The following is a 23,025-nucleotide window of genomic DNA, read 5'->3' as shown; positions in this document are numbered from 1 at the left end:
CGATCAACCTTGATTGGAATAACCATGAGCTTTCTTGACTACGCTCCCGCCCCGGAGTCCCAGGCCGTGCTGAACCTTCGGGGGGACTACGGACTCTTCATCGACGGGGAGTTCGTCGCCGGTCGGGGTGAGCCGTTCCAGAGCATCAACCCGGCCACCGAGAAGCAGATCGCAATGATCGCCCACGCCGACGCGGCGGATGTCGATGCGGCGGTGGCCGCCGCCCGTCGCGCCTACGACAAGACCTGGTCGAAGCTCTCCGGCAGCGATCGCGGCAAGTACCTGTTCCGCATCGCCCGCCTTGTGCAGGAGCGGGCCCGTGAGCTTGCCGTCGCCGAGACCCTCGACAACGGCAAGCCGATCAAGGAGAGCCGCGACGTCGACGTGCCTCTCGTTGCCGCCTGGTTTTTTTACTACGCCGGCTGGGCCGACAAGCTCGACCACGCCGGGGTCGGCCCCACGCCGTCCGCGCGGGGCGTCGCCGCCCAGGTGATCCCGTGGAACTTCCCCCTGCTGATGCTGGCTTGGAAGATCGCCCCGGCCCTCGCCGCCGGCAACACGGTCGTGCTCAAGCCGGCTGAGACCACCTCCCTGACCGCGCTGTTGTTCGCCGAGATCCTGCAGCAGGCCGACCTGCCCGCCGGCGTTGTCAACATCGTCACGGGCGGCCGCGACACCGGCAAGGCCCTCGTCGGGCACCCCGGCGTCAACCTCGTCGCGTTCACCGGCTCCACCGGCGCCGGCCGGGCCATCGCCCGCTCGGTCGCCGGAACCGACAAGAAGGTCATCCTCGAGCTCGGCGGCAAGGCCGCGAACATCGTCTTCGACGACGCGCCCATAGACCAGGCGATCGAGGGCATCGTCAACGGCATCTTCTTCAACCAGGGCCACGTCTGCTGCGCGGGCAGCCGTCTGCTCGTGCAGGAGTCGATCCACGACGATGTCATCGACCGCCTCAAGGCGCGCCTGTCCACGCTGCGCCTCGGCGACCCGATGGACAAGAACACCGACATCGGCGCCATCAACAGCGCCGAGCAGCTGGCGCGCATCCGGGAGCTCACCGACATCGGCGAGCAGGAAGGCGCCGAGCGCTGGAGCCCGGACTGCGTGCTGCCCGAGGCCGGTTTCTGGTTCAGGCCGACCATCTTCACCAACGTCTCCACCAGCCACCGCATCGCCCGTGACGAGGTATTCGGCCCGGTGCTCTCCGTGCTGACTTTCCGCACCCCGGCCGAGGCCATCGCCAAGGCGAACAACACGCCGTACGGACTGTCCGCCGGAATCTGGACCGAGAAGGGCAGCCGGATGCTGGCCGTCGCCGACAAGTTGCGTGCCGGCGTGATCTGGGCGAACACGTTCAACCGCTTCGACCCGGCCAGTCCATTCGGCGGCTACAAAGAGTCCGGCTACGGGCGCGAGGGCGGCCGCCACGGGCTTGCCGCATACCTCAAGCCCGCCGCCGGTCGCGCGGCCGCGCGCACCGTGACGGCCGCGCCCGCGGCATCCATCGCACCGGCCGTTGCTTCGCCGGCCGCGGAGAAGACCCCCGTTTCCCGAAAGAAGGCAGCCAAGTGACCCGCCTCGCCGTTCCCAAGACCTACAAGCTCTACCTCGGCGGCAAGTTCCCGCGCAGTGAATCGGGCCGGGTCTACGAGATCCGTTCCCACGACGGGGAATTCCTCGCCAACGCCGCGAAGGCCAGCCGCAAGGATGCCCGGGACGCCGTCGTCGCCGCCCGCTCGGCCCTCGGCGGCTGGGCCGGCGCCACGGCCTACAACCGCGGCCAGGTGCTTTACCGCATCGCGGAGTTGCTCGAGGGGCGCCGGGCCCAGTTTGTCACCGAAATCGTGCAGTCGGAAGGCGTGAGCACCGCGGCAGCGTCCGTCCAGGTCGACGAGGCCATCGACCGCTGGGTCTGGTACGCCGGCTGGGCCGACAAGTACCTGCAGGTGGCCGGCAACGCCAACCCGGTTTCGGGACCCTACTTCAACCTCTCGGTGCCGGAGCCCACGGGCGTCGTCGCCATCATCGCGCCGCAGACCGGGGGTTCCCTCCTCGGTCTCGTCAGCGCGGTCGCCCCGGCGCTGGTCTCAGGCAACACCGTGGTCATCGTCGCGAACGAGGCCATGCCGCTCTCGGCGATCAGCCTGGGCGAGGTGCTCGCCACTAGTGACGTGCCCGGCGGCGTAGTCAACATCCTCACCGGGTCTCCCGCCGAGATGGCGCCGTGGCTGGCCAGCCACGCCGACGTCAACGCCCTCGACCTGGTTGGCGCCGGCGATCTCGACTGGATCCACCTCGAGATCGACGCGGCCGAGACCCTCACCCGGGTGCTGCAGCCCGAGAACGGTCCGGATGCCGCGAGTCCCTCCCTGGCGCGCGTCCTGGCGTTTACCGAAACGAAGACGATCTGGCACACGAAGGGCCTGATCTAGCCCGCGCCCGCCTGACGAATTCGACGGAGATTTTGCCCAAAACGGCGCAAAAACCGCTTTCCGGGCCTCAAAACCCCAAAATCTCCGTCGAATTCGTCAGGGCCAACCGGGCTACGCCTCGTGCGGCCGCTCGGTGTCGTCGTCGCGCAACAAGTCTTCCAGGGCCTGGTCCACCTCGTCGAGGACCGGCTCAACCCCGGCTGCCGAGCTGGTCAGGCGGGCCACGAGGGCCTGTGGGTCGTCGAGGTCCGCTGACGAGGGCAGAAGGTCCGGGTGGGCCCACAGCTCGTCGCGCTTCTCGTTGCCCACGGCATCCGTCACGGCCTGCCACAGGGCGGCGGCCTCGCGCAGGCGCCGGGGGCGCAGCTCGAGCCCGACCAGGGTGGCGAACGCCGACTCGGCGGGCCCACCGGATGCCCGGCGCCGCTTCACCGTCTCGGCGATCGCGTCCGCGCGGGGCAGCCGGCTCGTGGCCTCGAGGGTGACGACATCGACCCAGCCCTCGATCAGGGCGAGCATCGTTTCGAGCCGGGAGAGCGCGGCCAGCTGGGCCTCGCTCTTCGGCGGGATCAGCGAGCCGTCGACCATGGCGGCGCGCAGTTCTTCCGGGTTGGCCGGGTCGAAGCCGTCGGCCAGCTGCTCGAGGCGGCTTGAGTCGATGTGGATGCCGCGGGCGAAGTCGGTGATCGAGCTGATCAGGTGCAGGCGCAGCCAGCGGGAGTGGCGGAAGAGGCGCGCGTGGGCGATTTCGCGCACCGCGAGGTAGATCTGCACCTGGTCGGCGGGAACGTCGAGGCCTTCCCCGAACGCGGCCACGTTCTGGGGGAGCAAAGCGGCCTGCTGGTCGCTGAGCAGAGGGATTCCAACGTCTCCACCGGAGACGACTTCACTGGACAGCTGACCCACGACCTGGCCGAGCTGCATGGCGAACAGGGTGCCGCCGATGCTGCGCATCACCTGGCCGGCACCGGCCATCATGCCTTTGAGCTCTTCCGGGGCCTGATCGGTGAGCACCCGGGTCAGGGAGTCGGAGATGCTGGTCGCGACGGGCTCGGCGAGCTGGGTCCAGAGCGGCATGGTCGCGGAGACCCATTCCTTACGGGTCATCAGGCGCGGAGGGGTGGTGAGCTCGGCGACCGAGATCACCTCGTCTAGCCAGAGGGAGGCGATGTGGAATGCCTGGTCGAGGGCGGCGCGTTCGGCCGAGGTCACGTCGAGTTGACTCTGGGCCGCGCGCTCCTGGCCCTGGTTGAGGGCGGCATCCCAATTGATGGATCCGTCGCCGCCGCCGCGCAGAGCACCCTGCAACTGATTCATCAGCGCGGAAATGCTCGCCGGGTCGCTGGGAAGCCCCGCCGCGCCGGCCAGCTGGCTCGGGTCGATGGACGACTTCCCACTCAGGATGTCGCGCAGCATGTCCCGAAACTCATCTTCAGGATTGTGACCCTCGTCGGGTCGGGAGTCGTCGTCGGCCACTTCAGGCACCTCTCAGTCGCGTCCTTCTACGCTAGCCGGAGATCCCCGGCGCGGACTGGGAAATGACCTACGCTGGTAAACCGGTGTCCGCCTGCCGCGAACAGCCAGCACAATCCCTGGAAGGAGACCGGTGGCCCTCTTCACCGATCACCCAGTACAGCCGCCCGACCGATCCGCGCGCGCCGTCGGGACAGGCTGGGTGGTGCTCGGGATCGCGATGGTCATCGGCCTCATCCTCGCCGTGACGCCGTCACCGTATGTGATCGAGAAGCCAGGACCGGTCTACAACACCATCGGCACGGCCGAACAGGACGGCAAGCAGGTGCCGCTCATCTCCATCTCCGGCGAACCCGTTTACCCGACCGAGGGCAGCCTCGACCTGCTGACCGTGTCGCTGCTGGGCAACCCCGACAACCGGCCGAGCTGGCTGACGGTCGCCGCCGCCTGGCTCGACCCGAACCAAGCCGTGATCCCGATCGAGTCGGCGTTCCCGCCCGACGTGAGCACGAAGCAGCGCGAGGAGCAGAGCCAGGCGCAGATGGTGAATTCGCAGCAGGATGCGATCGCCGCCGCTCTGACCAGCCTCGACTATGACTACCCGACGATCCTCTCGGTCGTCTCCCTGCCGGGCGACTCGCCCGCCGAGGGAGCCATCGAAGCCGGCGACGAGGTGGTCTCGGTGAACGGTGAAGAGGTCGCCGACATCACGGCCCTGCGGGACGCGCTGACGCGAAACGGTGTCGACGACGCCGCCTCCATCGGAATCATCCGGGACGGCGCCAGCGAGACGGTGCAGGTCACCCCGGTTGAATCGGGCGACGCCGTCGTGGTGGGCATCAATGTGACGAGCGACTACGACTTCCCCTTCGACGTCACGATCGAACTCGACTCGGTCGGCGGGCCCAGCGCGGGCATGATGTTCGCCCTCGGCATCATCGACACGCTCACCTCCGGCTTTATTCAGGGCGGTGAGGATGTCGCTGGCACCGGCACGGTAAACCAGGCCGGCGAGGTGGGTCAGATCGGCGGTATCCGACAGAAGCTGATCGGTGCCGACCAAAGCGGCGCCGATTGGTTCCTCGCGCCCGCCGACAACTGCGACGAGGTCACCGGTCACGTGCCCGACGGGATGACGGTCTTTTCCGTGGACACCCTCGACGACGCGCTGGCCGCGCTGGACGCCATCCGCACCGGTTCGGACACCGACGCACTGGAGCAGTGCGCACTCGGCTAACCCCGGGTCGCTGCCCAGCGAATGTGCGGCTTTCGTTCGCGGCGGCTGTCTAGAATGGGCGATGACCGCCGATTTCGAGATCAAGAGGCCAATTCGTGACGTCACAACAAGCCCGAAGCGCTCCCGCGCCACAGCGCAGCCGTGCTCCCCTTGCCATTACGGCAGCGATTATCGCGGGGCTGGTGATCATCTTCTTCGTTTTCGCCGGGCTATATGCCGACGTTCTCTGGTTCGACCAGTTGGGCTTCCTAGCCGTGCTGACCACGCAGTGGTTCGCCGGTGCCGTGCTGTTTCTGATCGGGTTCGTAGCGATGGCGGTCCCCGTCTGGGCGAGCATCCAGATCGCTTACCGCTTGCGGCCGGTCTATGCGAAGCTCAACTCGCAGCTCGACCGCTACCAGCAGGTCATCGAGCCGCTGCGCCGCCTCGCCATGTACGGCATCCCGGCTCTGCTAGGTCTGTTCGCCGGCGTCGCCGCGGCCACCCGCTGGCAGGTCGTTCTGATGTGGTTGAACCGCACGGACACCGGCCGAGTTGACCCCCAGTTCAAACTGGACATCTCGTTCTATCTGTTCGATCTCCCCTTCCTGCACTCCGTGCTCGGCTTCGCGTCGGCCGTGGTGCTCATCTCGGCCCTCGTCGCCGCGGCTACGAGCTACCTGTATGGCTCGATCAGGGTGAGCGGGCGCGAGGTCATGGTTTCCAAGGCCGCCCGCATCCAGATTGCCAGCACGGCAGCCCTCTACCTGATGCTGCAGGCCGTGAGTATCTGGCTCGACCAGTACTCCACGCTGACCAACACCAACGACATCATCACCGGCGCCGGCTACACCGACGTGAACGCCACGATTCCGGGCCGAGCCATCCTGGCCGGAATCGCCGCCGTCGTCGCTATCCTGTTCCTCCTCACGGCCTTCATCGGCCGCTGGCGCCTGCCCATTGTCGGCACCGCGCTGTTGATCGTGAGCAGTCTCCTGCTCGGCTCGCTGTACCCGTGGGTCGTGCAGCGCTTCCAGGTGGTGCCGAGCGCCAAAACGCTCGAAGAACCCTATATTCAACGCAACATCGACCTCACCCGCGACGCCTACGACCTGGCGGATGTGGAAGAGATTCCGTACAACGCGATCACGACGGCCGCGCCCGGCGCCTTGCGCGCCGACGCTGAGACGACCGCTAACATTCGTATTCTCGACCCTGCTCTGGTCAGCGACGCGTTCTCCCAGCTCGAGCAGTTCAAGCAGTATTACCAATTTCCGCAAAACCTCGACGTCGACCGGTACCCGATTGACGGCAAGTCCCAGGACACAGTGGTCACCGTGCGCGACCTCAACCTGGCCGGTTTGAACGCCGGCAACACCTGGGTCAACTCGACCGTGGTCTACACGCACGGCTACGGCGTCGTGGCGGCCTACGGCAACCAGCGCTCGGCCGCCGGCCAGCCCGTGTTCCTCGAGTCCGGCATCCCGACCACCGGGTCGCTGCCCGAATACGAACCGCGGATTTACTTCGGCGAGACGTCGCCGCCGTACTCCATCGTGGGTGCGCCCAAGGACAGCAAGCCGGTCGAACTCGACTACCCGTCGGGCACGGATGGGGCGCAGCAGACCTACACGACATTCACGGGCGACGGTGGGCCGAAGCTCGACAACGCGTTCAACAAGCTGATCTACGCGCTCAAGTTCCAGTCGGAGCAGATCTTTCTGGCCAACGCCGTGAACGAGAAATCGCAGATCCTTTACGACCGTGACCCGGTCACCCGGGTGCAGAAGGTGGCTCCGTACCTGACCCTCGACTCCGACGCTTACCCGTCGATCGTCGACGGTAAGCTCAAGTGGATCGTCGACGGCTACACCACCTCGGCCGACTACCCGTACTCCACTTCCGTGGGCCTGAGCGACGCGATCGCCGACACGGAAACGCCCCCGCAGCCATTCGCGCTCGACAACATCAACTACATGCGCAACTCGGTCAAGGCCACGGTCGACGCCTACGACGGCGAGGTCACCCTCTACGCCTGGGACGACGAGGATCCGCTGCTCAAGACCTGGCAGAAGATCTTCCCGTCGACGATCAAGCCGATGTCCGAGATGAGCGGCGATCTGATGAGCCACGTTCGCTACCCGGCGGACATGTTCAAGGTGCAGCGCCGGGTTCTGGGTAAGTACCACGTCACCGACCCGGGTTCCTTTTACTCGGTCGACGACGCCTGGACGACGCCGAACGACCCGGTGTCGCCGTCGACGAACACGACCCTACAGCCGCCCTACTACCTGACCATGCAGGTTCCGGGCCAGGAGAAGCCATCCTTCTCGCTGTACACCACGTTCATCCCGGACGCGAGCGGCGCGACGAGCCGGAACGTTCTGACCGGCTACCTTGCGGTCGACGCGGATGCCGGTTCGACCGACGGGGTGCGGGCGGAAGGCTACGGGAAGCTCCGCCTGCTCAATCTGCCGGAGGACGTGACCGTGCCTGGCCCCGGCCAGGTGCAGGCCAAGTTCAACGCGGACCCGACCGTCTCACAACAGTTGAACCTGCTGAAGCAGGGCCAGTCGAAGGTGCTCAACGGAAACCTGCTCACCGTGCCTGTGGGTGGCGGCCTGCTCTACGTGCAGCCGGTTTACGTGCAGTCCACAGGCGAGACCAGCTACCCGCTGCTGCAGAAGGTGCTCGTCGCCTTCGGAGACCAGATCGCGTTCGAGGACACGCTGGACAAGGCGCTTGACGTGCTCTTCGGAGGCGACTCCGGCGCCAGCGCCGGAGACACCGATGTGCCGCCGTCCGAGACGCCCGTGGAGGGGGAGGCCCCTGCCGAGGGCGAAACCACCCCGTCGACGTCGACCGGTGACCCGGCGACGGATGCTCAACTGAAGTCGCTCCTCGCCGCGGCCAAGCTGGCCGTCACCGAGAAGCAGGCGGCCCTGACGACCGGTGACTTCACCGCCTATGGGGTAGCGGACAAGAAGCTGAACGATGCGATCGCCGAAATGCTGGTGCTGCTCGACCAGTAGCGAGTCGTTCGCCGCTTCATCCGCTGCGCGGGTGCTGCGCCGTTTCGCCGGGGGCACGCCTCCCGCGGAACGGCGCGGCATCCGCGTTCCGCGGGCCGGGACGACCGGTTCCGCAGCCCGTGTGGTCGGACCGCGCCGGAGGCTGTGGTAAATTTGATTTTGCAGCGCGGGGTGGAGCAGTTCGGTAGCTCGCTGGGCTCATAACCCAGAGGTCGTAGGTTCAAATCCTGCCCCCGCAACCAATGGCGTTTCAGGCAATGCCACCGTGATTTTCATCACATACGCAGAAGGACCGGTTCAGCAGAAATGCTGCACCGGTCTTTTTGCTTTAACTCACGGGGGCCAGTGAATGTCCGGACTTTTCAGAGAAAGTGTCGGGGAGGCCATCACCCTGACTCCACATTCATCACGGCCGCAGTTCGACTACCCGATCCGGATCGTCTGGGCGACGCTCGGCACCCCGTTAACGTCCATGGCGAACAGGAGATAATGCCCGGGGACCACGACTCCCGGATCGGACGGAATCGTCAGGGATGCGGTATTGCCGGTTACGCCGGTGGGCGTGAGTGGGATGCGACGCTGGTCAGTGTTGATCGAGTGGGTGACCGTGCTCATGCGGATGAGGGAGAACGCTGGTGTGGGCCCGGACGTCGTTACCTGGATGGTGAAACCCCGCACCGCAGCGGTAGGCGCCGTGGTGATCGATGGGCGAGGGCGGGCGGTGCCGTCGGCGTTGAACAGGTAGGGCGGGGTGAATATCTGCCCGTCCGGGTGATTGGTCGTGCAGGTGCCGCAGAGGCCGCCACCGCCGACGAAGACCCGGGCATCAGGCAGCAGTAGCCCCACGCTGTGATATGTGCGCGGCGCAGTCATCGGCGCGAGCGCGGTGAACTTGCCTGTCACCGGGTTCCAAACCTCAGGCGCCATGGCGGCCGTTGCGTCCGAGAACGGCTTCGCGTACGCCTGACCGCCCGATGCCAGAACCTGTCCGTCGGGCAGCACGACGGGGTTCAAGAAAACCCGTCGCGCCGCCATGTCGCCGGTTCGCGTCACCTTGACACCATTGTTGATGTCGATTGCATAGGCCCGCGCGGTCGCGTCACTGTCCTGGTACGCGGGCGAGCCACCGAGGGTGAGTATCTTGCCGACGTCGTACATGACCGAATTTCCGTTCATCGCGTCGCCACTGTCGGCCCGGAGACCAAGATCCTGAACAGCGCTGGCTCTGCTGGTCGTGCACATGTTCATCCGACGGCTCGGGCCGGCATTGAACACCTTCCCGTCGGCCACCGCGAACAGCCACGCGTGGTTGTCGGATCGGAACACCCCTTGCGGGTCGTTCGTCAGGATCGGTGCGACAGGCACGTTGGCCAGCCCGCGCCACCCGGCGCAAGTCGACCAGATTTCACCGTTCTTACCGCCCTGGCCGCCCGCCCAGGAACCGCCGAGAAGGAACACCTGCCCATTGCAGAGCGTGACGTTCGACTGATAGGCGCGCGGGATGTTCATGGGTGTGGCGGCTGACCACGTGTTGTTCGCCGGGTCGTAGATCGTCGACGAGGCGGCATTGCTCCCCCCGCTGATCAGGATCCTGCCGTCCGAGAGGATCGACACTCCGGGGCAGAACATGTCGTGCCCCGTATTAGCGACAGTAAGCGGGGTGACCACGCCGGTGTTCAGATCGAGGATGGCGGTCTGGGTCTTGCCGTTGGCCCCGCCGAAGGTCGTGTTGGAGTACGAGGACCAGGTGAGCACTTTGTTGCCGGGCAGGAGGGCTGCCGCCGTGGTCCACTGTCCGCGATTGCCGGCCTCGGTCGTCGCGGTCAGGCGAACGTATCGCGCCTGAACAGCCGGGAACGTGAGGGTCTTCGCCTGGCTGTTGTCAGCCCAGGTTCCGCTGGCGACCGGTGCACTCCAGCTCGTTCCGTCGGAGCTCACGGCGATGGCGTATTGGCCGATGGTGCCGTTCCGGGACGTGCCGGACCTCGGGGTGTAGGTGAAGCCGGAGACCTCGTTGATCGCCCGCACGTCGAGAACAATGCTGTGCGGCAACGGGATCAACGTGGGGGAGTACTGGGAGTGCCAGATCGTGGTGAGGTTGCCGTCGAGCATGTTCGCGGCGCCGCCGCTTTCGCGGGTTGTCTCTTGGTCGCTCGCCGTCACTATCCAGCCGGTCCGGGTGAGCGCCGTCGGCGCTGGCGCGGGTGGGGGCGGCTGGGTGGTGCTTGTTTCTGCGATCAGATGGAGTTCGGCGGCGCTGGTCCAGGGCCGCCGTTACCTGCCTCCGTGATCGCGGTCAGCCGGATGAAACGTGTCGCCACAGGGGTGAATCCCGTCGTCTTCTCCAACGCGTTGTCGGCCCAAATTCCTGTTGCGACGGCGGCACCCCAGTTCGTGCCATCCGGGCTGGCATGGATCTCGAAACGGCCGATTCGTCCATTCGAACTGCATGTGCGCGGCAGGTACTTCAGGGCTGCGACGGTGTCGGTTTTGTACATGTCGATGGTGATCGAATGGGGCAGCGGCACCGCGGTTCCGCTCCACTCACTGTGCCAGTAGGTCGAGGCGTTGCCGTCGAGCACGTTAACGGCTGCGCCGTTCTCACCTGTGGTTTCCTGGTCACTCGCGGTCACGGTCCACCCTGTGCGCGGCAGCGGAGTGGACGAGAAGCCGGGCAGCAGTCGGGTTGCGGCGCATGCGGAATACTCGTTGGGTACTGGGGGAAGGTGCAGGCACTGTCGATAGAGTCTCAGATCCACCTTCAATGGAAGGGTGTGGGGGAGAGCAATTCGACGAACGTCGACATCCCCGGCACAGCGTCGCGAGCGGCCGCCCAGGACGTCCGGAATCAGTTTCCGGACTTGTCGCCGAAGCCGTCGGCATAAACGGCGGTGTCGGACAGGACTTCTGTGAGAACGGTCACGGGTGCATCTCTCTCTCTCTCGAAAGTGGTTTCAGGAGTACCCAGAGCGTGGCCATCACCTCTGAGGTCTGACCATGCGTTTCACAACCCGAGGCTGTGGTAAGTTTGTACTTGCAACGCGGGGTGGAGCAGTTCGGTAGCTCGCTGGGCTCATAACCCAGAGGTCGTAGGTTCAAATCCTGCCCCCGCAACCATCAGCCCCCGGAACCACACGGTTCCGGGGGCTTTTTTGTGTCAGGCACACGTGGCTGTGCGCCGAACGAATCGTCACGAAGGAGTCACTCATGCCACTGGTTCGAATCGATCTGAATCGAGCGGGCCCCCAGTCCAGTAAGTTCGATATGCATCAGGTCACCGGCGAAACCTCGCTGTTTCAGGCCGCCGCACGACAGTCGGGAACAGTTCAGATATGAAGCTCAAGATCAGCCTGCTGGCCGTTTTCGGTGTCGCGTCGCTGGCGCTGACGGGGTGCACCGCCACGGGAACGGATGCTGACGGGGGAGCGGCAGGGGAGCCGGTCACCATCGCCGTGGTCACCCACGGCACCGCGGGCGATTCCTTCTGGGACGTCGTCAAGAGCGGCGCCGAGCAGGCAGGCACCGACCTCGGAGCCACGGTCACGTATCAGGGCGACGGCGACCCGGTCAAGCAGAGCCAGCTGATCGAAGCGGCCATCGCGGCCCAGCCCGACGGGCTCATCATCTCGATGGCGAACCCCGACGGCGTGAAGAGCGCCGTCGAGAAAGCCGTTGCCGCCGGCATCCCAGTGATCACCATCAACTCGGGCCTGGAGAAGTCCGTCGAATTCGGCGCCCAGACCCACGTCGGCCAGAGCGAGTTCATCGCGGGCCAGGGAGCCGGTGAACAGCTGGCCGCCGCCGACGTGACCAACGTGATCTGCATCATCCACGAGGCCGGCAACTCGGGGCTCGAAGAACGCTGCACGGGTGCCGCCGACACGGTCGGCGCGGACGTCAGCAACGTGCAGGTCGACGTCGCCAACCTCGCGGATGCCCAGAACATCATCAAGAGCAAACTCCTGGCCGACCCGTCCATCGACGCCGTCCTCACCCTGCAGACCGGGGTCGCCGTGGCCGCGAGCCAGGCCATCGACGAGGCGAAAAGCCCAGCCACGCTGGCCACGTTCGACGTGTCCGCCGACGTGACCCGGCTCATCCAGGGCGGCAAGATGCTGTTCGCGGTCGACCAGCAGCCGTACTCCCAGGGCTACCTGCCCGTGACCTTCCTCACCCTGCAGAAGCGCAACGGCGACGTCGTCGGCGGCGGGCTGCCGGTCTATTCAGGCCCGGGCTTCGTGACGAAGGACAACGCGGCCCAGGTCGCGAAGTTCGCGGAGAACGGCACGAGATGACCGTCGCTGTGAACGCGGGGATCGATGAACGGCCGACGAGGGCGCATCCGCTGCCCACTCTGCTGCGCAGGCCCGAGGTCGGCGCACTCGTGGCGACCCTGGCGATCTTCCTCTTCTTCTCGCTCTCCACTCAGGCGTTCCTGACTCCCGCGGGCATCTCCACCTGGCTCTACTCGGCCTCCCTGTTCGGCATCATGGCCGTGGCCGTCGCCCTGCTCATGATCGGCGGGGAGTTCGACCTCTCGGCGGGCGCGATGACGGGCACCACGGGGCTCATCGTCGGCGTGGTCACCACTCAGTGGGAGCTGAACATCTGGCTCGCCCTCGTGCTGGCCCTCGCGGTGGCGCTCCTGATCGGCGCCGGCAACGCCTGGGTCGTCATGAAGACCGGCCTGCCGAGCTTCATCGTGACCCTCGCGGCCTTCTTCATCCTGCAGGGCTGCAACCTGGCGTTGACGAAACTCTTCACGGGCAGCGTCGCCATTCAGGGGATGGGGGCGGTGCCCGGGTTCGACCAGGTCAAGGTCTTCTTCGGCTCCTCGTTCCCGTTCCTGGGGATGGACGTCAAGATCTCGATCGTCTGGTGGATCGCGTTCACCGCGCTGGCCACCTGGGTGCTGCTGCGCACCCGGCCCGGCAACTGGATCTTCGCCGTCGGCGGCCAGGTCACGAGCTCCCGGCAGGTCGGCGTTCCCGTGTTCAAGGTCAAGCTCGGGCTGTTCATGACCACGGCCGGTGCCGGCTGGCTCGTCGGCATGCTTCAGCTCTTCGACGTATCGACCGTTCAGGCCACGACCGGGGTCGGTCAGGAATTCATCTACATCATCTGTGCCGTCGTGGGCGGATGCCTGCTCACCGGCGGTTACGGATCGGCGATTGGCGCGGCCCTCGGAGCCCTGATCTACGGGATGACCCTGCAGGGCATCGTGTTCGCCCAGTGGGACAACAATTGGCTCAAGGCATTTCTCGGCGGGATGCTGCTGCTCGCCGTGCTTGTAAACCTGCTCGTTCGCCGCCAGTCCGGGGTGCGCGCATGACGCCGGCCCCGATCCGTCCGGAGCCGATTCTCGAGGTGCATGACATCGGGAAGTCCTACGGTTCGGTGCGGGCGTTGGCGGGCGTGTCGGCATCCGTCGGCGCCGGGGAAGTGCTCTGCGTGCTGGGCGACAACGGCGCGGGCAAGTCAACGTTCATCAAGATCCTCTCCGGTGCCCACCAGCACTCGGAGGGCAGCCTGCGCGTCTTCGGGGTGGAGCGCCGATTCGCGCATCCGCGGGAGGCGCTCTCCCTCGGCATCGCCACCGCCTACCAGGACCTGGCCGTGGTGCCGTTGATGCCGGTGTGGCGCAACTTCTTCCTCGGTTCCGAGCTCACCCGAGGCCGAGGCCCGCTGCGGCGCCTCGATGTCACCGGCATGCGGGCCACGACCAAAAACGAGCTCGCCCGGATGGGCATCAACCTACGCGACGTGGACCAGCCGATCGGAACGCTTTCCGGCGGGGAACGGCAATCCGTCGCCATCGCACGCGCCGTGCATTTCGGGGCGAAGGTCGTCATTCTCGACGAGCCCACGTCGGCCCTGGGGGTCAAGCAGGCCGGGGTGGTGCTCTCGTACATCGCCCGGGCCAGGGACCGCGGGCTCGGCGTCGTCTTTATCACGCACAATCCGCACCACGCCTATCCGGTCGGCGACCGTTTCCTGCTGCTGCAGCGCGGCACCAGTATGGGTGATTTCGCCAAGAGTGAGATCACGATCGAAGAGATGACCGCGCTGATGGCGGGAGGGGCCGAACTTGAGGCGCTGGCCCACGAACTGGAGCGTGCGTAGGGCCTGAGATGGCCGCCCCGTCGCCGCGCGGGCGGTGGAAAGGCGCTGATTCATTCGTATACATCTACTAAACTAGTTTGCGTTATTGGTGAGCTACTCTGAACTTCAGGTTCTAGTCAGGGTAAAATTATCCCGTGACCAACCTCCTGGAACAGCCCGAAGCGGATGCCGCGCACGGCCTGTCCGCGGCCGCTCGGGCGGTCGCGGGGCTGCCGCACCGCCGGAGAACTACTCGAGCGTCTGACGCTCGTCTCCGGGCCGACCGCGGGGCGACGGGTGCGGTTGGGCACGCAGCTGCGCACCGGCCGCTCCTTGGGGTGGCGAACCGCTGCCGCCCACCTTCCCCGCCACGGCCATCGGCCTGGCCGCCGGGGCGATCGGCGTCGACACGGCCGACGCGATTCTCACCGCGTTGACGCCGACGCTGCGGTACACCGACCTGGACTCGGTGCAGGCAGCCGAGAGCGAGCTGGTCGCCTCGGCCACCGGCACCATTTCTGAGACCCCGGTGCCGACGTCGGTGCCGGCGTCGCTGCCGGCGGATGAGATCCGGTTGCAGGGTGCGGTCTGGAGGGCCGTGCTCGCGCCCGACGGGTCCCGACCAGCGGCGCCACGACGTGCTCGCTGTGATCCTCGACGTCGTCTCCCGGGCCGGGGAGGCCCCGACCATCGGCGGCGCCCCGGCCACGGTTCTGGTCAGTGTGCGGGAACAGGACCTGAACGCGGACTTCGGTCAGGGCCGCGGCGTCGGCTGGATCGACGGCGTCGAAACCCCGATCTCGATCAGCGCCGTCACGGACCTGATCAGCATNCACCGCCGCGCAACGCCGGGCGATTCAGCTCCGCGACGGCACCTGCGTCATCCCAGGCTGCAAAATCCCGGCCGGGATGACCGAGATCCACCACGTGATCCCGCACTCCGAGGGCGGACCGACGCACACCGACAACGGCGTCTGTTTGTGCTGGTGGCATCACCGCTACCTCGCCGCCTCCGGCTGGGCAATCCGGATGGTCCGCGGCGCCGTGCAGATCATGGCACCACCCTGGCTGGAGACCGGGGCCCGCAAATGGCGGAACGAGACCAAGTCCCGCCCCCGAATGACGGACGCGGCCGAACGGGAAAACGGATAGGGGGTCCCTGGTCACGGTCTCGGTCTCGACAGGCTCGACCAGCGTCGAGGGAACGTTGGGGAGGGTGGGTCGCCGGGTAGCGTGGGGACCATACGCGTTGACCCGAGAAAGGGGCCCCATGAGCGCACCCCACGATCCGTTTGAGCTTTCTGCACGCCGGTTGACGCTGGACCTCGCCCGGCGGGGCACGGAATTCTTCGGTTGCGAACTGCAGGGGCTAACGGACGATGAACTCGACGGGGACTCCCTGCTGCCGGGCTGGACCCGGCGCCAGGTCGTCGCGCACGTCGCGTCCAACGCCCGTGCGATCGGACGGCTGGCACAGTGGGCCGACACCGGAGCCGAGACGGTGATGTATGCCTCGATGGAGGCGCGGAATGCGGAGATCGTCGCGGGCAGCATCCTCAGTTCCGATGCGCTCCGTGAATCCTGGGCGGACTCGGCCGCCGACCTGGACCGACGCTGGCTGGCGCTGGCGGACGACCGCTGGGTCGTTCCGGTCAGGAACGGGCAGGGTGCCATGGTGCCGCTGCGGGACACGATCTGGATGCGCACCCGCGAACTCTGGATCCACGCCGTCGACCTCAACCACGGTGCCGGCTTCCGGGACCTGCCGGAGGAGGCATTCGACCGGCTTCTCGGCGAGATCGTCGATGCCTGGGCCTCCCGGGGGGACGCGGGCCGCCGGCTCACCGCGACGGATTCGACGCACACAGGCTACGGCGATCCGGATGCCGCCCACCAGGTCACGGGGTCGCTCGCCGACCTGGCCGCCTGGGCCGCCGGCCGTGCCCGATCGGGCGTTACTTCCGATGCGGGGGAGACCCCCGTGGCACCGCGCTGGCTCTGAACCGACTGTGACCAGGCTCGCTCCTGCCACAGGCTGGACCGTACACGAGAACGGCCCCGCACCAACAGGTGCGGGGCCGTTCCCCAGACAATCAGGCGGTGACGGCTACTTGCCTGCCTTGCGGGCCGACTTCTTTTCTTCGGCCGGTGCCACTGCTTCGACGGCCGCGCGAGCGGCGCGGACCTCGTTGAAAGAGGTGCCGTAGTACGCGGCCTCCATGATGGTGTGCATGTCGTCGAGCATCGGCATGCGCGGGTTGGCCGGTGCGCACTGGTCACCGTAAGCACCCATGGCCAGGCTGTCGAGGCGGCTGATGAAGTCCTCTTCCGGCACACCCTGCGCCTGGAAGGACGGCTTGATGCCGGCCAGGTCGCGCAGCTTCTCCACGGCCAGGGCGTAGGACTCGACGCCCTCCGCCGGGGTCGACGCCGGGAGGCCGAGGTGCTTCGCGATCTGCTGGAAGCGCTCCGGGGCGATGTAGCTCTCGTACTTGGGCCAGCTGGTGAGCTTGGTGGGGATGAGGCCGTTGTAACGGATCACGTGCGGCAGGTAGGTCGCGTTGACCCGGCCGTGGATCAGGTGGAGCTGCGCGCCGGTGACGTGAGCCATCGCGTGACAAATACCCAGGAACGCGTTGCCGAACGCCATCCCGGCGATCGACGAGGCGTTGTGCATCTTCTCGCGGGCCTTGATGACCTCACCGTCGGTGCTGGCGGTGGTGCCGTTGACGCTGGTCACGATGTTCTCGAAGATCAGCTTGATCGCGTGCAGGCAGAGGCCGTCGGTGAAGTCGTTCGCGTAGACGGACACGTAGGCCTCGGTGGCGTGTGTGAGAGCGTCGAAACCCGAGTCAGCAACCAGGAACGACGGCATCATGGCCGTGAGCACGGGGTCGATGATCGCGACGGTCGGCAGGAGGGCGTAGTCCGCGAGCGGGTACTTGACTCCGGTGACTTCGTCGGTGATCACGGCGAACGGGGTCATTTCCGAACCGGTGCCCGAAGTGGTGGGGATGCAGACGAGCTTGGCCAGTTCGCCGAGGTCGGGGAACTTGAACGCGCGCTTGCGCACGTCGAAGAACTTTTCCTTCATGTCGGAGAATTCGATTTCGGGGTGTTCGTACAGCAGCCACATGACCTTCGCGGCGTCCATCGGCGAGCCGCCGCCGAGAGCGATGATGGTGTCAGGCTTGAAGGCCCGCATTTCGGCGGCACCCTTTTCGACCGCTGAGACGGTCGGTTCGGGCAGCACGTTGTCGATGATCTGCAGTGCGACGCGGCCCTCGCGCCGGTTCAGGATGTCGAGGATCTTGTCGACGAAACCGAGGCGGGTCATGGTCGAGTCGGTCACGATCGTGACACGTTCGACGTTGCGCATGTCCGCCAGGTAACGGATGGCGTTCGGCTCGAAGTACGTCTTGGCGGGGACCTTGAACCACTGCAAGTTGTTGTTCCTTCTGCCGATGCGTTTGACGTTGATGAGGTTGATCGCGGAGACGTTGTTCGAGACGGAGTTGTGTCCGTACGAGCCACAGCCGAGCGTCAACGACGGGATGAACGCGTTGTAGATGTCACCGATACCACCGAGCGAGCTGGGAGCGTTGGTGATGATCCGGACCGCCTTGACGCGGGTTCCGAACTCTTCGATGATGGCCGGGTTTTCGCTGTGGATGGAGCCCGAGTGGCCGAGGCCGTCGAATTCAACCATCTGCTCGGAGAGCGAAATGCCCTCTTCAGCGTCCTTGGCATGCAGCACGGCGAGAACGGGTGCCAGCTTTTCGCGGGTCATCGGCTCGTGCGGTCCTACTCCGGCGACCTCGACCAGGATGATCGATGTGTCGGCCGGGATGGTGAATCCGGCCTGCTGGGCGATCCAGACCGGCGACTTGCCGACGACGGCGGCGTTGAGCTTGGCCTCGCCACAGTTGGTCGAGTTGGCCTGGACTCCGAAGATGTAGTCCTCGAGGAGAAGCTTCTCGGCCGGGGTGACCAGGTAGGTGTGCAGGATCTTGAACTCGGCCATGGCTTCTGCGTAGAGCGGCTCTTCGATGATGACGGCCTGCTCCGACGCGCAGATCATGCCGTAGTCGAAGGACTTGGAGAGCACGACGTCGTTGATGGCACGCTTGAGCTTGGCGCTCTTCTCGATGAAGGCGGGAACGTTGCCCGCTCCGACGCCGAGGGCGGGCTTGCCGCAGGAGTACGCGGCCCGGACCATGGCGTTGCCACCGGTGGCGAGAATGGTTGCGACGCCCGGGTGGTTCATCAGCAGGCTGGTGGCCTCGAGGGACGGCGTTTCAACCCACTGGATGCAGTTTGCCGGTGCACCGGCGAGGATGGCGGCGTCGCGCACGACGCGCGCTGCGGCCACAGAGGACTGCTGGGCGCCCGGGTGGAAACCGAAAACGATCGGGTTGCGGGTCTTCAGCGCGATGAGCGACTTGAAGATCGCGGTCGAGGTGGGGTTCGTAACGGGGGTCACACCGCAAATCACGCCGACCGGTTCAGCGATCTCAGTAATGCCGGTAATGTCGTCTCGGCTGATAACGCCGACGGTCTTAAGGTTTTGCATCGAGTTCGTAACGTGCTCGCATGCGAAAAGATTTTTAACGGCCTTGTCTTCGAATACGCCACGGCCGGTTTCGGCAACGGCGTGAACGGCAAGCTCGGCGTGTTTGCTGAGAGCAGCCACCGAGGCTTTCTTAACGATGTGGTCGATTTGTTCCTGCGTGAAGTTCGCGTAATCCAGAAGCGCGACCTGAGCGGCTTTAACCAGAGAGTCAATTTGAGTGGCAAGTGACTCGGTGACTGGTTTGTCGATTATTGTCATTGTGTCCCTTTTTGGCGGCCCACCTTGGGCTTATCGCCTCTTACCTATAACCTTAGGGCGCTGGCCAGACGGCCGCACGTCGAGGGACGTGCAGTCAGCGGTCCAGGGTCGGTCACCGTCAGCAGATTAGCTGATCGGGGGCATCTTCGCCGCGAGGAACGAAACCTTCGGAAATTGTCTGACAACTCGCAGTAAGTTCGGTTTCTGGCGCGCGCGTGCACGCGCGCGCCGCGCGCGCGAAGCCGGGCCTGAAGCCCCGGCAGGTCAGCCTCGGCCGAGACTGCGGACGGTGCCCACGGCGGCCTGAACGGATGCGGCCGCTTCAGACGCATCCGCTGCTGTGGTCGTCGATGCCAGCGTGAACCGCACGGCGGTCTGGGCGACCTCAGCCGGGATGCCCAGAGCGGTCAGCACGTGGGACGGTTCGTCACTGTCGGCCGCGCAGGCCGACCCGCTCGAGCAGACGATGCCGCGCTGTTCCAGCTCGAGCAACACCGCCTCGCCGCTCGTGCCCGGGAAGACGAACGAGGCGGTGCCCGGCAGACGCTCCGTCGGGTGGCCGGTGAGCCGGGCCGACGGTGTGCCGCTCAGAACCGTGGTGATGAAGGCATCCCGCAGCGCGGTGATGCGGGGCGCTGCCTCCGCGCGTTCCGCCTCGGCGAGGCGCAGTGCGGTCGCCAGTGCCAGCGCCCCGGGCACGTTCTCCGTTCCGCTGCGGCGCCCGCGCTCCTGACCGCCGCCGTGCAGCACCGGTTCGACCGCGATGCGGCGGCGCAGGAAAAGCACTCCGATGCCGGGAGGTGCGCCGAGTTTGTGGCCCGACAGGCTCAGGGCATCGACGCCGAGAGCCCCCACGTCGACCGAAAGCCAGCCGGCCGCCTGCACGGCGTCGGTGTGGAGCGGCACGCGGGCGCCCTGGGCGATGGCCGATAGTTCCGCGAGCCGCTGAACGGTGCCGACCTCATTGTTGGCGTATTGCACCGAGACGAGGGTGGTATCCGGGCGGATCACGGCGCGGAGCTGTTCCGGATCCACCCGGCCGGAGGCATCCGGATCCAGGAGCGTCACGTCGAAGCCGTGCAGGCGGCGCAGATAGTCGCAGGATTCGAGTACCGCCTCGTGCTCGATCGGCGTCGTGATGAGGTGACGGCCGCGTGGAGCGCCCAGGGCGATGCCCTTGATCGCGAGGTTGTCGGACTCGGTGCCGCCGGTCGTGAACACAACGTCGGCCGACCGACACCCGAGCACGCCCGCGACCATGGCCCGCGCCTCGGCCAGCGCGGCGGCCGCGGCCTCACCCACTCGGTGGTGGCTCGACGGGTTGCCGAACCGGCCCGCGAGCTGCTGCCAGAGCACCTCGAGAACTTCCCGTCGCACCGGGGTGGTCGCGGCGTTGTCGAGATAGATCATGGCCGGACCGGTCAGCCCTCGGTGAGGATGACGACGTCGAGGCCGAGGTCGAGGGAGCGCACGCTGTGCGTGATAGCCCCGACCGAGATGATGTCGACGCCGGTCTCGGCGATGCCGCGCACGGTCAGCAGAGAGACGCCGCCGCTGGCCTCCACGCGTGCTCGGCCGCCCGTGAGGCGTACGCCCTCGCGCAGGTCGTCGGGGCTGAAGTTGTCGAGCATGATCGTGTCGACGCCGGCGGCAAGCACAAGCTCGATTTGGTCGATCCGGTCCACCTCCACCTCGAGGTGCGTGGTGTGGGAGATGCGGTCGCGCACCTGCCGGAGCGCCTCGGTGAGGTTCAGGCCGCCCGCGGTTAGCACGGCCAGGTGGTTATCCTTGGCCATGATCGCGTCGGAGAGGCTGAACCGGTGGTTGTGGCCGCCGCCGTCGCGCACCGCGGCACGTTCCAGCACACGCAGGCCCGGGGTGGTCTTGCGGGTGTCGACGATGCGGGCGCGGGTGCCGGCCGTCTCGGCCACGTAGAGCGCTGTCAGTGTGGCGATCCCGCTCATGCGCTGCACGAAGTTCAAGCCGATGCGCTCGGCCTGCAGAATGCCGCGGGCGGACCCCGACACTTCCGCCAGGGTGTCACCGGCGTCGAAGACGGTGCCGTCGGCCACGAGTATCCGAACGACGATGCGCGCGTCGGTCAGTCGGAAGGCCGCCGCGAACACGGCACCACCGCTGAGGACGCCGGATTCCCGGGCGACCAGCTGCGCGGTCGCGGCGGCGTCGGCGGGGATCAGCACCTGCGAGGTGAGGTCACCCCAGGGGGCGTCCTCCTCGAGCGCGGCGCGCACGACGGTGTCGATGGCGTTCATGGTCAGCATGCAATGGCCTCCTCGGCCTCAGTGGGGTGGTCCAGATTCAGGGTGCTCCGCATGCCGTCGGCTGTGTCCGAGGCTGTGCCGCGGTTCCAGGCGACGGTGCGGGTCCAGGCGACGGTGCGGGCGAGCTCGAGTCGGCCGTCGGGGTAGTCGGAGCGGTGATGTGCGCCGCGCGATTCCTCCCGGGCCAGGGCGGAAGCCACGGTGACCCGCGCCAGGTCGAGCAGGTTGGCGTCTTCATATGCCCGAACCCGCATATTAGGTGCAATGGTTTCGTCCGGGCCCGTCGGGCGGGTGGCCCAGTCGGCCAGGGTGACGGATGCCTCGGCGAGCTTCTCCCCACTCCGCAGCACTCCCGCACACTCCCACATCAGCTGCTGTACCGCGTCACGGTCGACACCGGCAGGCAACCCCCCGGTGGTCGAGCCGGTCACGACCGAGACCCCCGCCGACACCCGAACCGGCAGGCGCAGCGCGCGCACGGCCCGGTCGGCGAACACGGCCGCCTCGAGCAGAGAGTTGGAGGCCAACCGGTTGGCGCCGTGGGCGCCGGTGCGGGCCACTTCCCCCACGGCGAACAGGCCGGGCAGGCTGGTGCGGCCACAGATATCCGTGAGCACCCCGCCCATCCAGTAGTGCGCCGCCGGGGCGACCGGGATCGATTCGACGGCCCAGTCCAGGTCGGCAGCACGGCAGGCCGCGGTGATGGTCGGGAAGCGTCGCTCGAGAAGTTCGCGGCCGAGACCGGTGGCGTCCAGTCGCACCGGTTCGCCGCCCTGCCTGGTCATTTCCCGGGCGATGCCTCTGGCCACGATGTCGCGCGGGGCGAGTTCCGCATCGGGGTGCAGGTCGAGCATGAAGCGGTGGCCCAACGCATTTCGCAGCACGGCGCCTTCCCCGCGCACCGCCTCGGAGACCAGCGGGGTACCGGGAACGGCGAGTGCGGTCGGGTGGAACTGGTAGAACTCGAGGTCGGCGACGGATGCCCCCGCGCGCCACGCGGCGGCCACGCCGTCGCCCGTCGCCAGAGCCGGGTTCGTGGTGTGCGGGAAGAGCTCGCCGGCACCGCCGGTCGCCAGGATCACCGTGTCGGCCAGGATCGTGCGGAGTGCTTCGTCGGGCCCGAGGAGGACAGCCCCGGTCACGCGACCGTCCTGCACGGTCAGATCAACCAGCATTGTGTGTTCCTGCACGCGCAGGCGGGCGCCCACGCCCCGCAGCGAGCGGGCGGCCCGTTCACGCACCGTCGCCACGAGGGCAGCCTCGATGGCTGCGCCCGTGGCGTCCCCGCCGGCGTGCAGCACCCGCGAGCGGGAGTGGGCAGCCTCCAGTCCGCGGGTCACTCCGGACTCGTCGCGGTCGAAGTCCACACCGAACCGGATCAGGTCCCGCACCCGAGCCGGTCCCTCGGAACAGAGCACGTGCACTGCGACCGGGTCGCAGAGTCCGGCCCCGGCTCGCAGGGTGTCCTGTACGTGTGACTTGACCGAGTCGTCGGGGAACATGGCCGCGGCGATCCCGCCCTGGGCCCAGCGGGTGTTGCTGTCGGGCAGGGCCGCTTTCGTGACGAGGGTGACTTGGTGGCCGGCATCCGTCGCACGCACCGCGGCGATGAGTCCGGCCAGCCCACTGCCGACGACGAGCACGCGGGTCACGG

17 protein-coding genes and 2 tRNA genes are annotated in these 23,025 nt (G+C 66.9%); 11 read left to right on the top strand and 8 right to left on the bottom strand.

The features are described 5' to 3' along the window. Positions 1-24: 24 nt before the first annotated feature. Together E3N86_RS03085 and E3N86_RS03080 are read left to right on the top strand one after the other, a co-directional pair. Positions 25-1,575 (top strand): aldehyde dehydrogenase family protein, encoded by a 1,551-nt coding sequence (locus tag E3N86_RS03085; protein WP_104100252.1) that lies wholly within the window; start codon positions 25-27, stop codon positions 1,573-1,575. Beyond that, a complete protein-coding gene (locus E3N86_RS03080) occupies positions 1,572-2,435 on the top strand; it encodes an aldehyde dehydrogenase family protein (RefSeq protein WP_134511311.1) in 864 nt (287 codons plus the stop codon). The genes E3N86_RS03085 and E3N86_RS03080 overlap by 4 nt, the downstream gene beginning before the upstream one ends. A 111-nt stretch (positions 2,436-2,546) precedes the next feature. Here E3N86_RS03080 and E3N86_RS03075 read toward each other — a convergent pair whose 3' ends face one another. Next, positions 2,547-3,911, bottom strand: coding sequence for a zinc-dependent metalloprotease (locus E3N86_RS03075; RefSeq protein WP_369827945.1), 1,365 nt, complete (start codon positions 3,909-3,911; stop codon positions 2,547-2,549). Positions 3,912-4,041: 130 nt separating this feature from the next. On the opposite strand from E3N86_RS03075, the gene E3N86_RS03070 reads away from it, so the two are divergent. From E3N86_RS03070 to E3N86_RS03060, 3 genes are all read left to right on the top strand, one after another. After that, a complete protein-coding gene (locus tag E3N86_RS03070) occupies positions 4,042-5,145 on the top strand; it encodes a PDZ domain-containing protein (RefSeq protein WP_134371779.1) in 1,104 nt (367 codons plus the stop codon). Between the two features lie 95 nt (positions 5,146-5,240). Next, positions 5,241-8,156 (top strand): UPF0182 family protein, encoded by a 2,916-nt coding sequence (locus E3N86_RS03065; RefSeq protein WP_174842989.1) that lies wholly within the window; start codon positions 5,241-5,243, stop codon positions 8,154-8,156. Positions 8,157-8,321: 165 nt separating this feature from the next. Further along, positions 8,322-8,398, top strand: a tRNA-Met gene (locus E3N86_RS03060). Between the two features lie 181 nt (positions 8,399-8,579). Here E3N86_RS03060 and E3N86_RS03055 read toward each other — a convergent pair. Further along, positions 8,580-10,319 carry a galactose oxidase-like domain-containing protein gene (locus tag E3N86_RS03055; RefSeq protein ID WP_166784990.1) on the bottom strand — a complete coding sequence of 580 codons (1,740 nt, stop codon included), beginning with the start codon at positions 10,317-10,319 and terminating at the stop codon, positions 8,580-8,582. Positions 10,320-10,393: 74 nt separating this feature from the next. Next, positions 10,394-10,789 carry a discoidin domain-containing protein gene (locus tag E3N86_RS16690; RefSeq protein ID WP_166784989.1) on the bottom strand — a complete coding sequence of 132 codons (396 nt, stop codon included), beginning with the start codon at positions 10,787-10,789 and terminating at the stop codon, positions 10,394-10,396. Positions 10,790-11,196: 407 nt separating this feature from the next. Between E3N86_RS16690 and E3N86_RS03045 the strand changes: the two genes are divergently transcribed. The 4 genes from E3N86_RS03045 (at position 11,197) to E3N86_RS03030 (ending at position 14,279) form a co-directional block, all read left to right on the top strand. Beyond that, positions 11,197-11,273: transfer RNA gene (locus tag E3N86_RS03045), tRNA-Met, on the top strand. Positions 11,274-11,488: 215 nt separating this feature from the next. Further along, positions 11,489-12,451 (top strand): sugar ABC transporter substrate-binding protein, encoded by a 963-nt coding sequence (locus E3N86_RS03040; RefSeq protein WP_134511308.1) that lies wholly within the window; start codon positions 11,489-11,491, stop codon positions 12,449-12,451. Beyond that, complete coding sequence (locus E3N86_RS17045; protein ID WP_134371771.1) at positions 12,448-13,488, top strand: ABC transporter permease; 1,041 nt, start codon at positions 12,448-12,450, stop codon at positions 13,486-13,488. Before E3N86_RS03040 ends, E3N86_RS17045 begins: the two co-directional genes overlap by 4 nt. Further along, positions 13,485-14,279: an ATP-binding cassette domain-containing protein gene (locus E3N86_RS03030; RefSeq protein WP_104100244.1), complete on the top strand. Its 795-nt coding sequence runs from the start codon at positions 13,485-13,487 to the stop codon at positions 14,277-14,279. Before E3N86_RS17045 ends, E3N86_RS03030 begins: the two co-directional genes overlap by 4 nt. Before the next feature lie 228 nt (positions 14,280-14,507). On the opposite strand, the gene E3N86_RS03025 is transcribed toward E3N86_RS03030, so the two are convergent. Then, positions 14,508-14,774, bottom strand: a complete 267-nt coding sequence (locus E3N86_RS03025) for a hypothetical protein (protein ID WP_134511307.1) — start codon at positions 14,772-14,774, stop codon at positions 14,508-14,510. 339 nt (positions 14,775-15,113) lie between these two features. Between E3N86_RS03025 and E3N86_RS03015 the strand changes: the two genes are divergently transcribed. Next, positions 15,114-15,410: an HNH endonuclease signature motif containing protein gene (locus tag E3N86_RS03015; RefSeq protein WP_370295299.1), complete on the top strand. Its 297-nt coding sequence runs from the start codon at positions 15,114-15,116 to the stop codon at positions 15,408-15,410. Positions 15,411-15,528: 118 nt separating this feature from the next. Then, on the top strand, positions 15,529-16,260 hold the full coding sequence (locus E3N86_RS03010) for a maleylpyruvate isomerase family mycothiol-dependent enzyme (RefSeq protein WP_134511305.1): 732 nt from the start codon (positions 15,529-15,531) through the stop codon (positions 16,258-16,260). 105 nt (positions 16,261-16,365) lie between these two features. Here E3N86_RS03010 and adhE read toward each other — a convergent pair whose 3' ends face one another. The 4 genes from adhE to nadB form a co-directional block, all read right to left on the bottom strand. Then, a complete protein-coding gene (adhE, locus tag E3N86_RS03005; RefSeq protein WP_134371761.1) occupies positions 16,366-19,089 on the bottom strand; it encodes a bifunctional acetaldehyde-CoA/alcohol dehydrogenase in 2,724 nt (907 codons plus the stop codon). A 264-nt stretch (positions 19,090-19,353) separates the two neighbouring features. After that, positions 19,354-20,499, bottom strand: coding sequence for a cysteine desulfurase family protein (locus E3N86_RS03000; protein WP_134511304.1), 1,146 nt, complete (start codon positions 20,497-20,499; stop codon positions 19,354-19,356). Positions 20,500-20,510: 11 nt separating this feature from the next. After that, the gene (gene nadC, locus E3N86_RS02995) at positions 20,511-21,371 is read right to left on the bottom strand and encodes a carboxylating nicotinate-nucleotide diphosphorylase (RefSeq protein ID WP_134511303.1); all 861 of its coding nucleotides are present in this window, start codon (positions 21,369-21,371) and stop codon (positions 20,511-20,513) included. Continuing rightward, positions 21,365-23,023 (bottom strand): L-aspartate oxidase, encoded by a 1,659-nt coding sequence (gene nadB, locus E3N86_RS02990; protein ID WP_134511302.1) that lies wholly within the window; start codon positions 23,021-23,023, stop codon positions 21,365-21,367. Before nadB ends, nadC begins: the two co-directional genes overlap by 7 nt. Between the last annotated feature and the right edge of the window lie 2 nt (positions 23,024-23,025).

Origin of the sequence: Cryobacterium sp. Hz7 (assembly GCF_004402815.1) — a bacterium.
Taxonomy (GTDB): Bacteria; Actinomycetota; Actinomycetes; order Actinomycetales; family Microbacteriaceae; genus Cryobacterium; species Cryobacterium sandaracinum.
The sequence above is the reverse complement of the archived record's forward strand: the minus strand, read 5'-3'. Positions and strand labels throughout refer to the sequence as shown.

Bases quoted from the DNA above. Each gene is read 5' to 3' on its own strand.
- adhE (WP_134371761.1), bottom strand. From the start codon at position 19,089: ATGACAATAATCGACAAACCAGTCACCGAGTCACTTGCCACTCAAATT.
- E3N86_RS03010 (WP_134511305.1), top strand. From the start codon at position 15,529: ATGAGCGCACCCCACGATCCGTTTGAGCTTTCTGCACGCCGGTTGACG.
- nadC (WP_134511303.1), bottom strand. From the start codon at position 21,371: ATGCTGACCATGAACGCCATCGACACCGTCGTGCGCGCCGCGCTCGAG.
- E3N86_RS03025 (WP_134511307.1), bottom strand. From the start codon at position 14,774: ATGGTGCCGGTGGCCGAGGCGACCAGCTCGCTCTCGGCTGCCTGCACC.
- E3N86_RS03030 (WP_104100244.1), top strand. From the start codon at position 13,485: ATGACGCCGGCCCCGATCCGTCCGGAGCCGATTCTCGAGGTGCATGAC.
- E3N86_RS17045 (WP_134371771.1), top strand. From the start codon at position 12,448: ATGACCGTCGCTGTGAACGCGGGGATCGATGAACGGCCGACGAGGGCG.
- E3N86_RS03040 (WP_134511308.1), top strand. From the start codon at position 11,489: ATGAAGCTCAAGATCAGCCTGCTGGCCGTTTTCGGTGTCGCGTCGCTG.
- E3N86_RS03000 (WP_134511304.1), bottom strand. From the start codon at position 20,499: ATGATCTATCTCGACAACGCCGCGACCACCCCGGTGCGACGGGAAGTT.
- E3N86_RS03085 (WP_104100252.1), top strand. From the start codon at position 25: ATGAGCTTTCTTGACTACGCTCCCGCCCCGGAGTCCCAGGCCGTGCTG.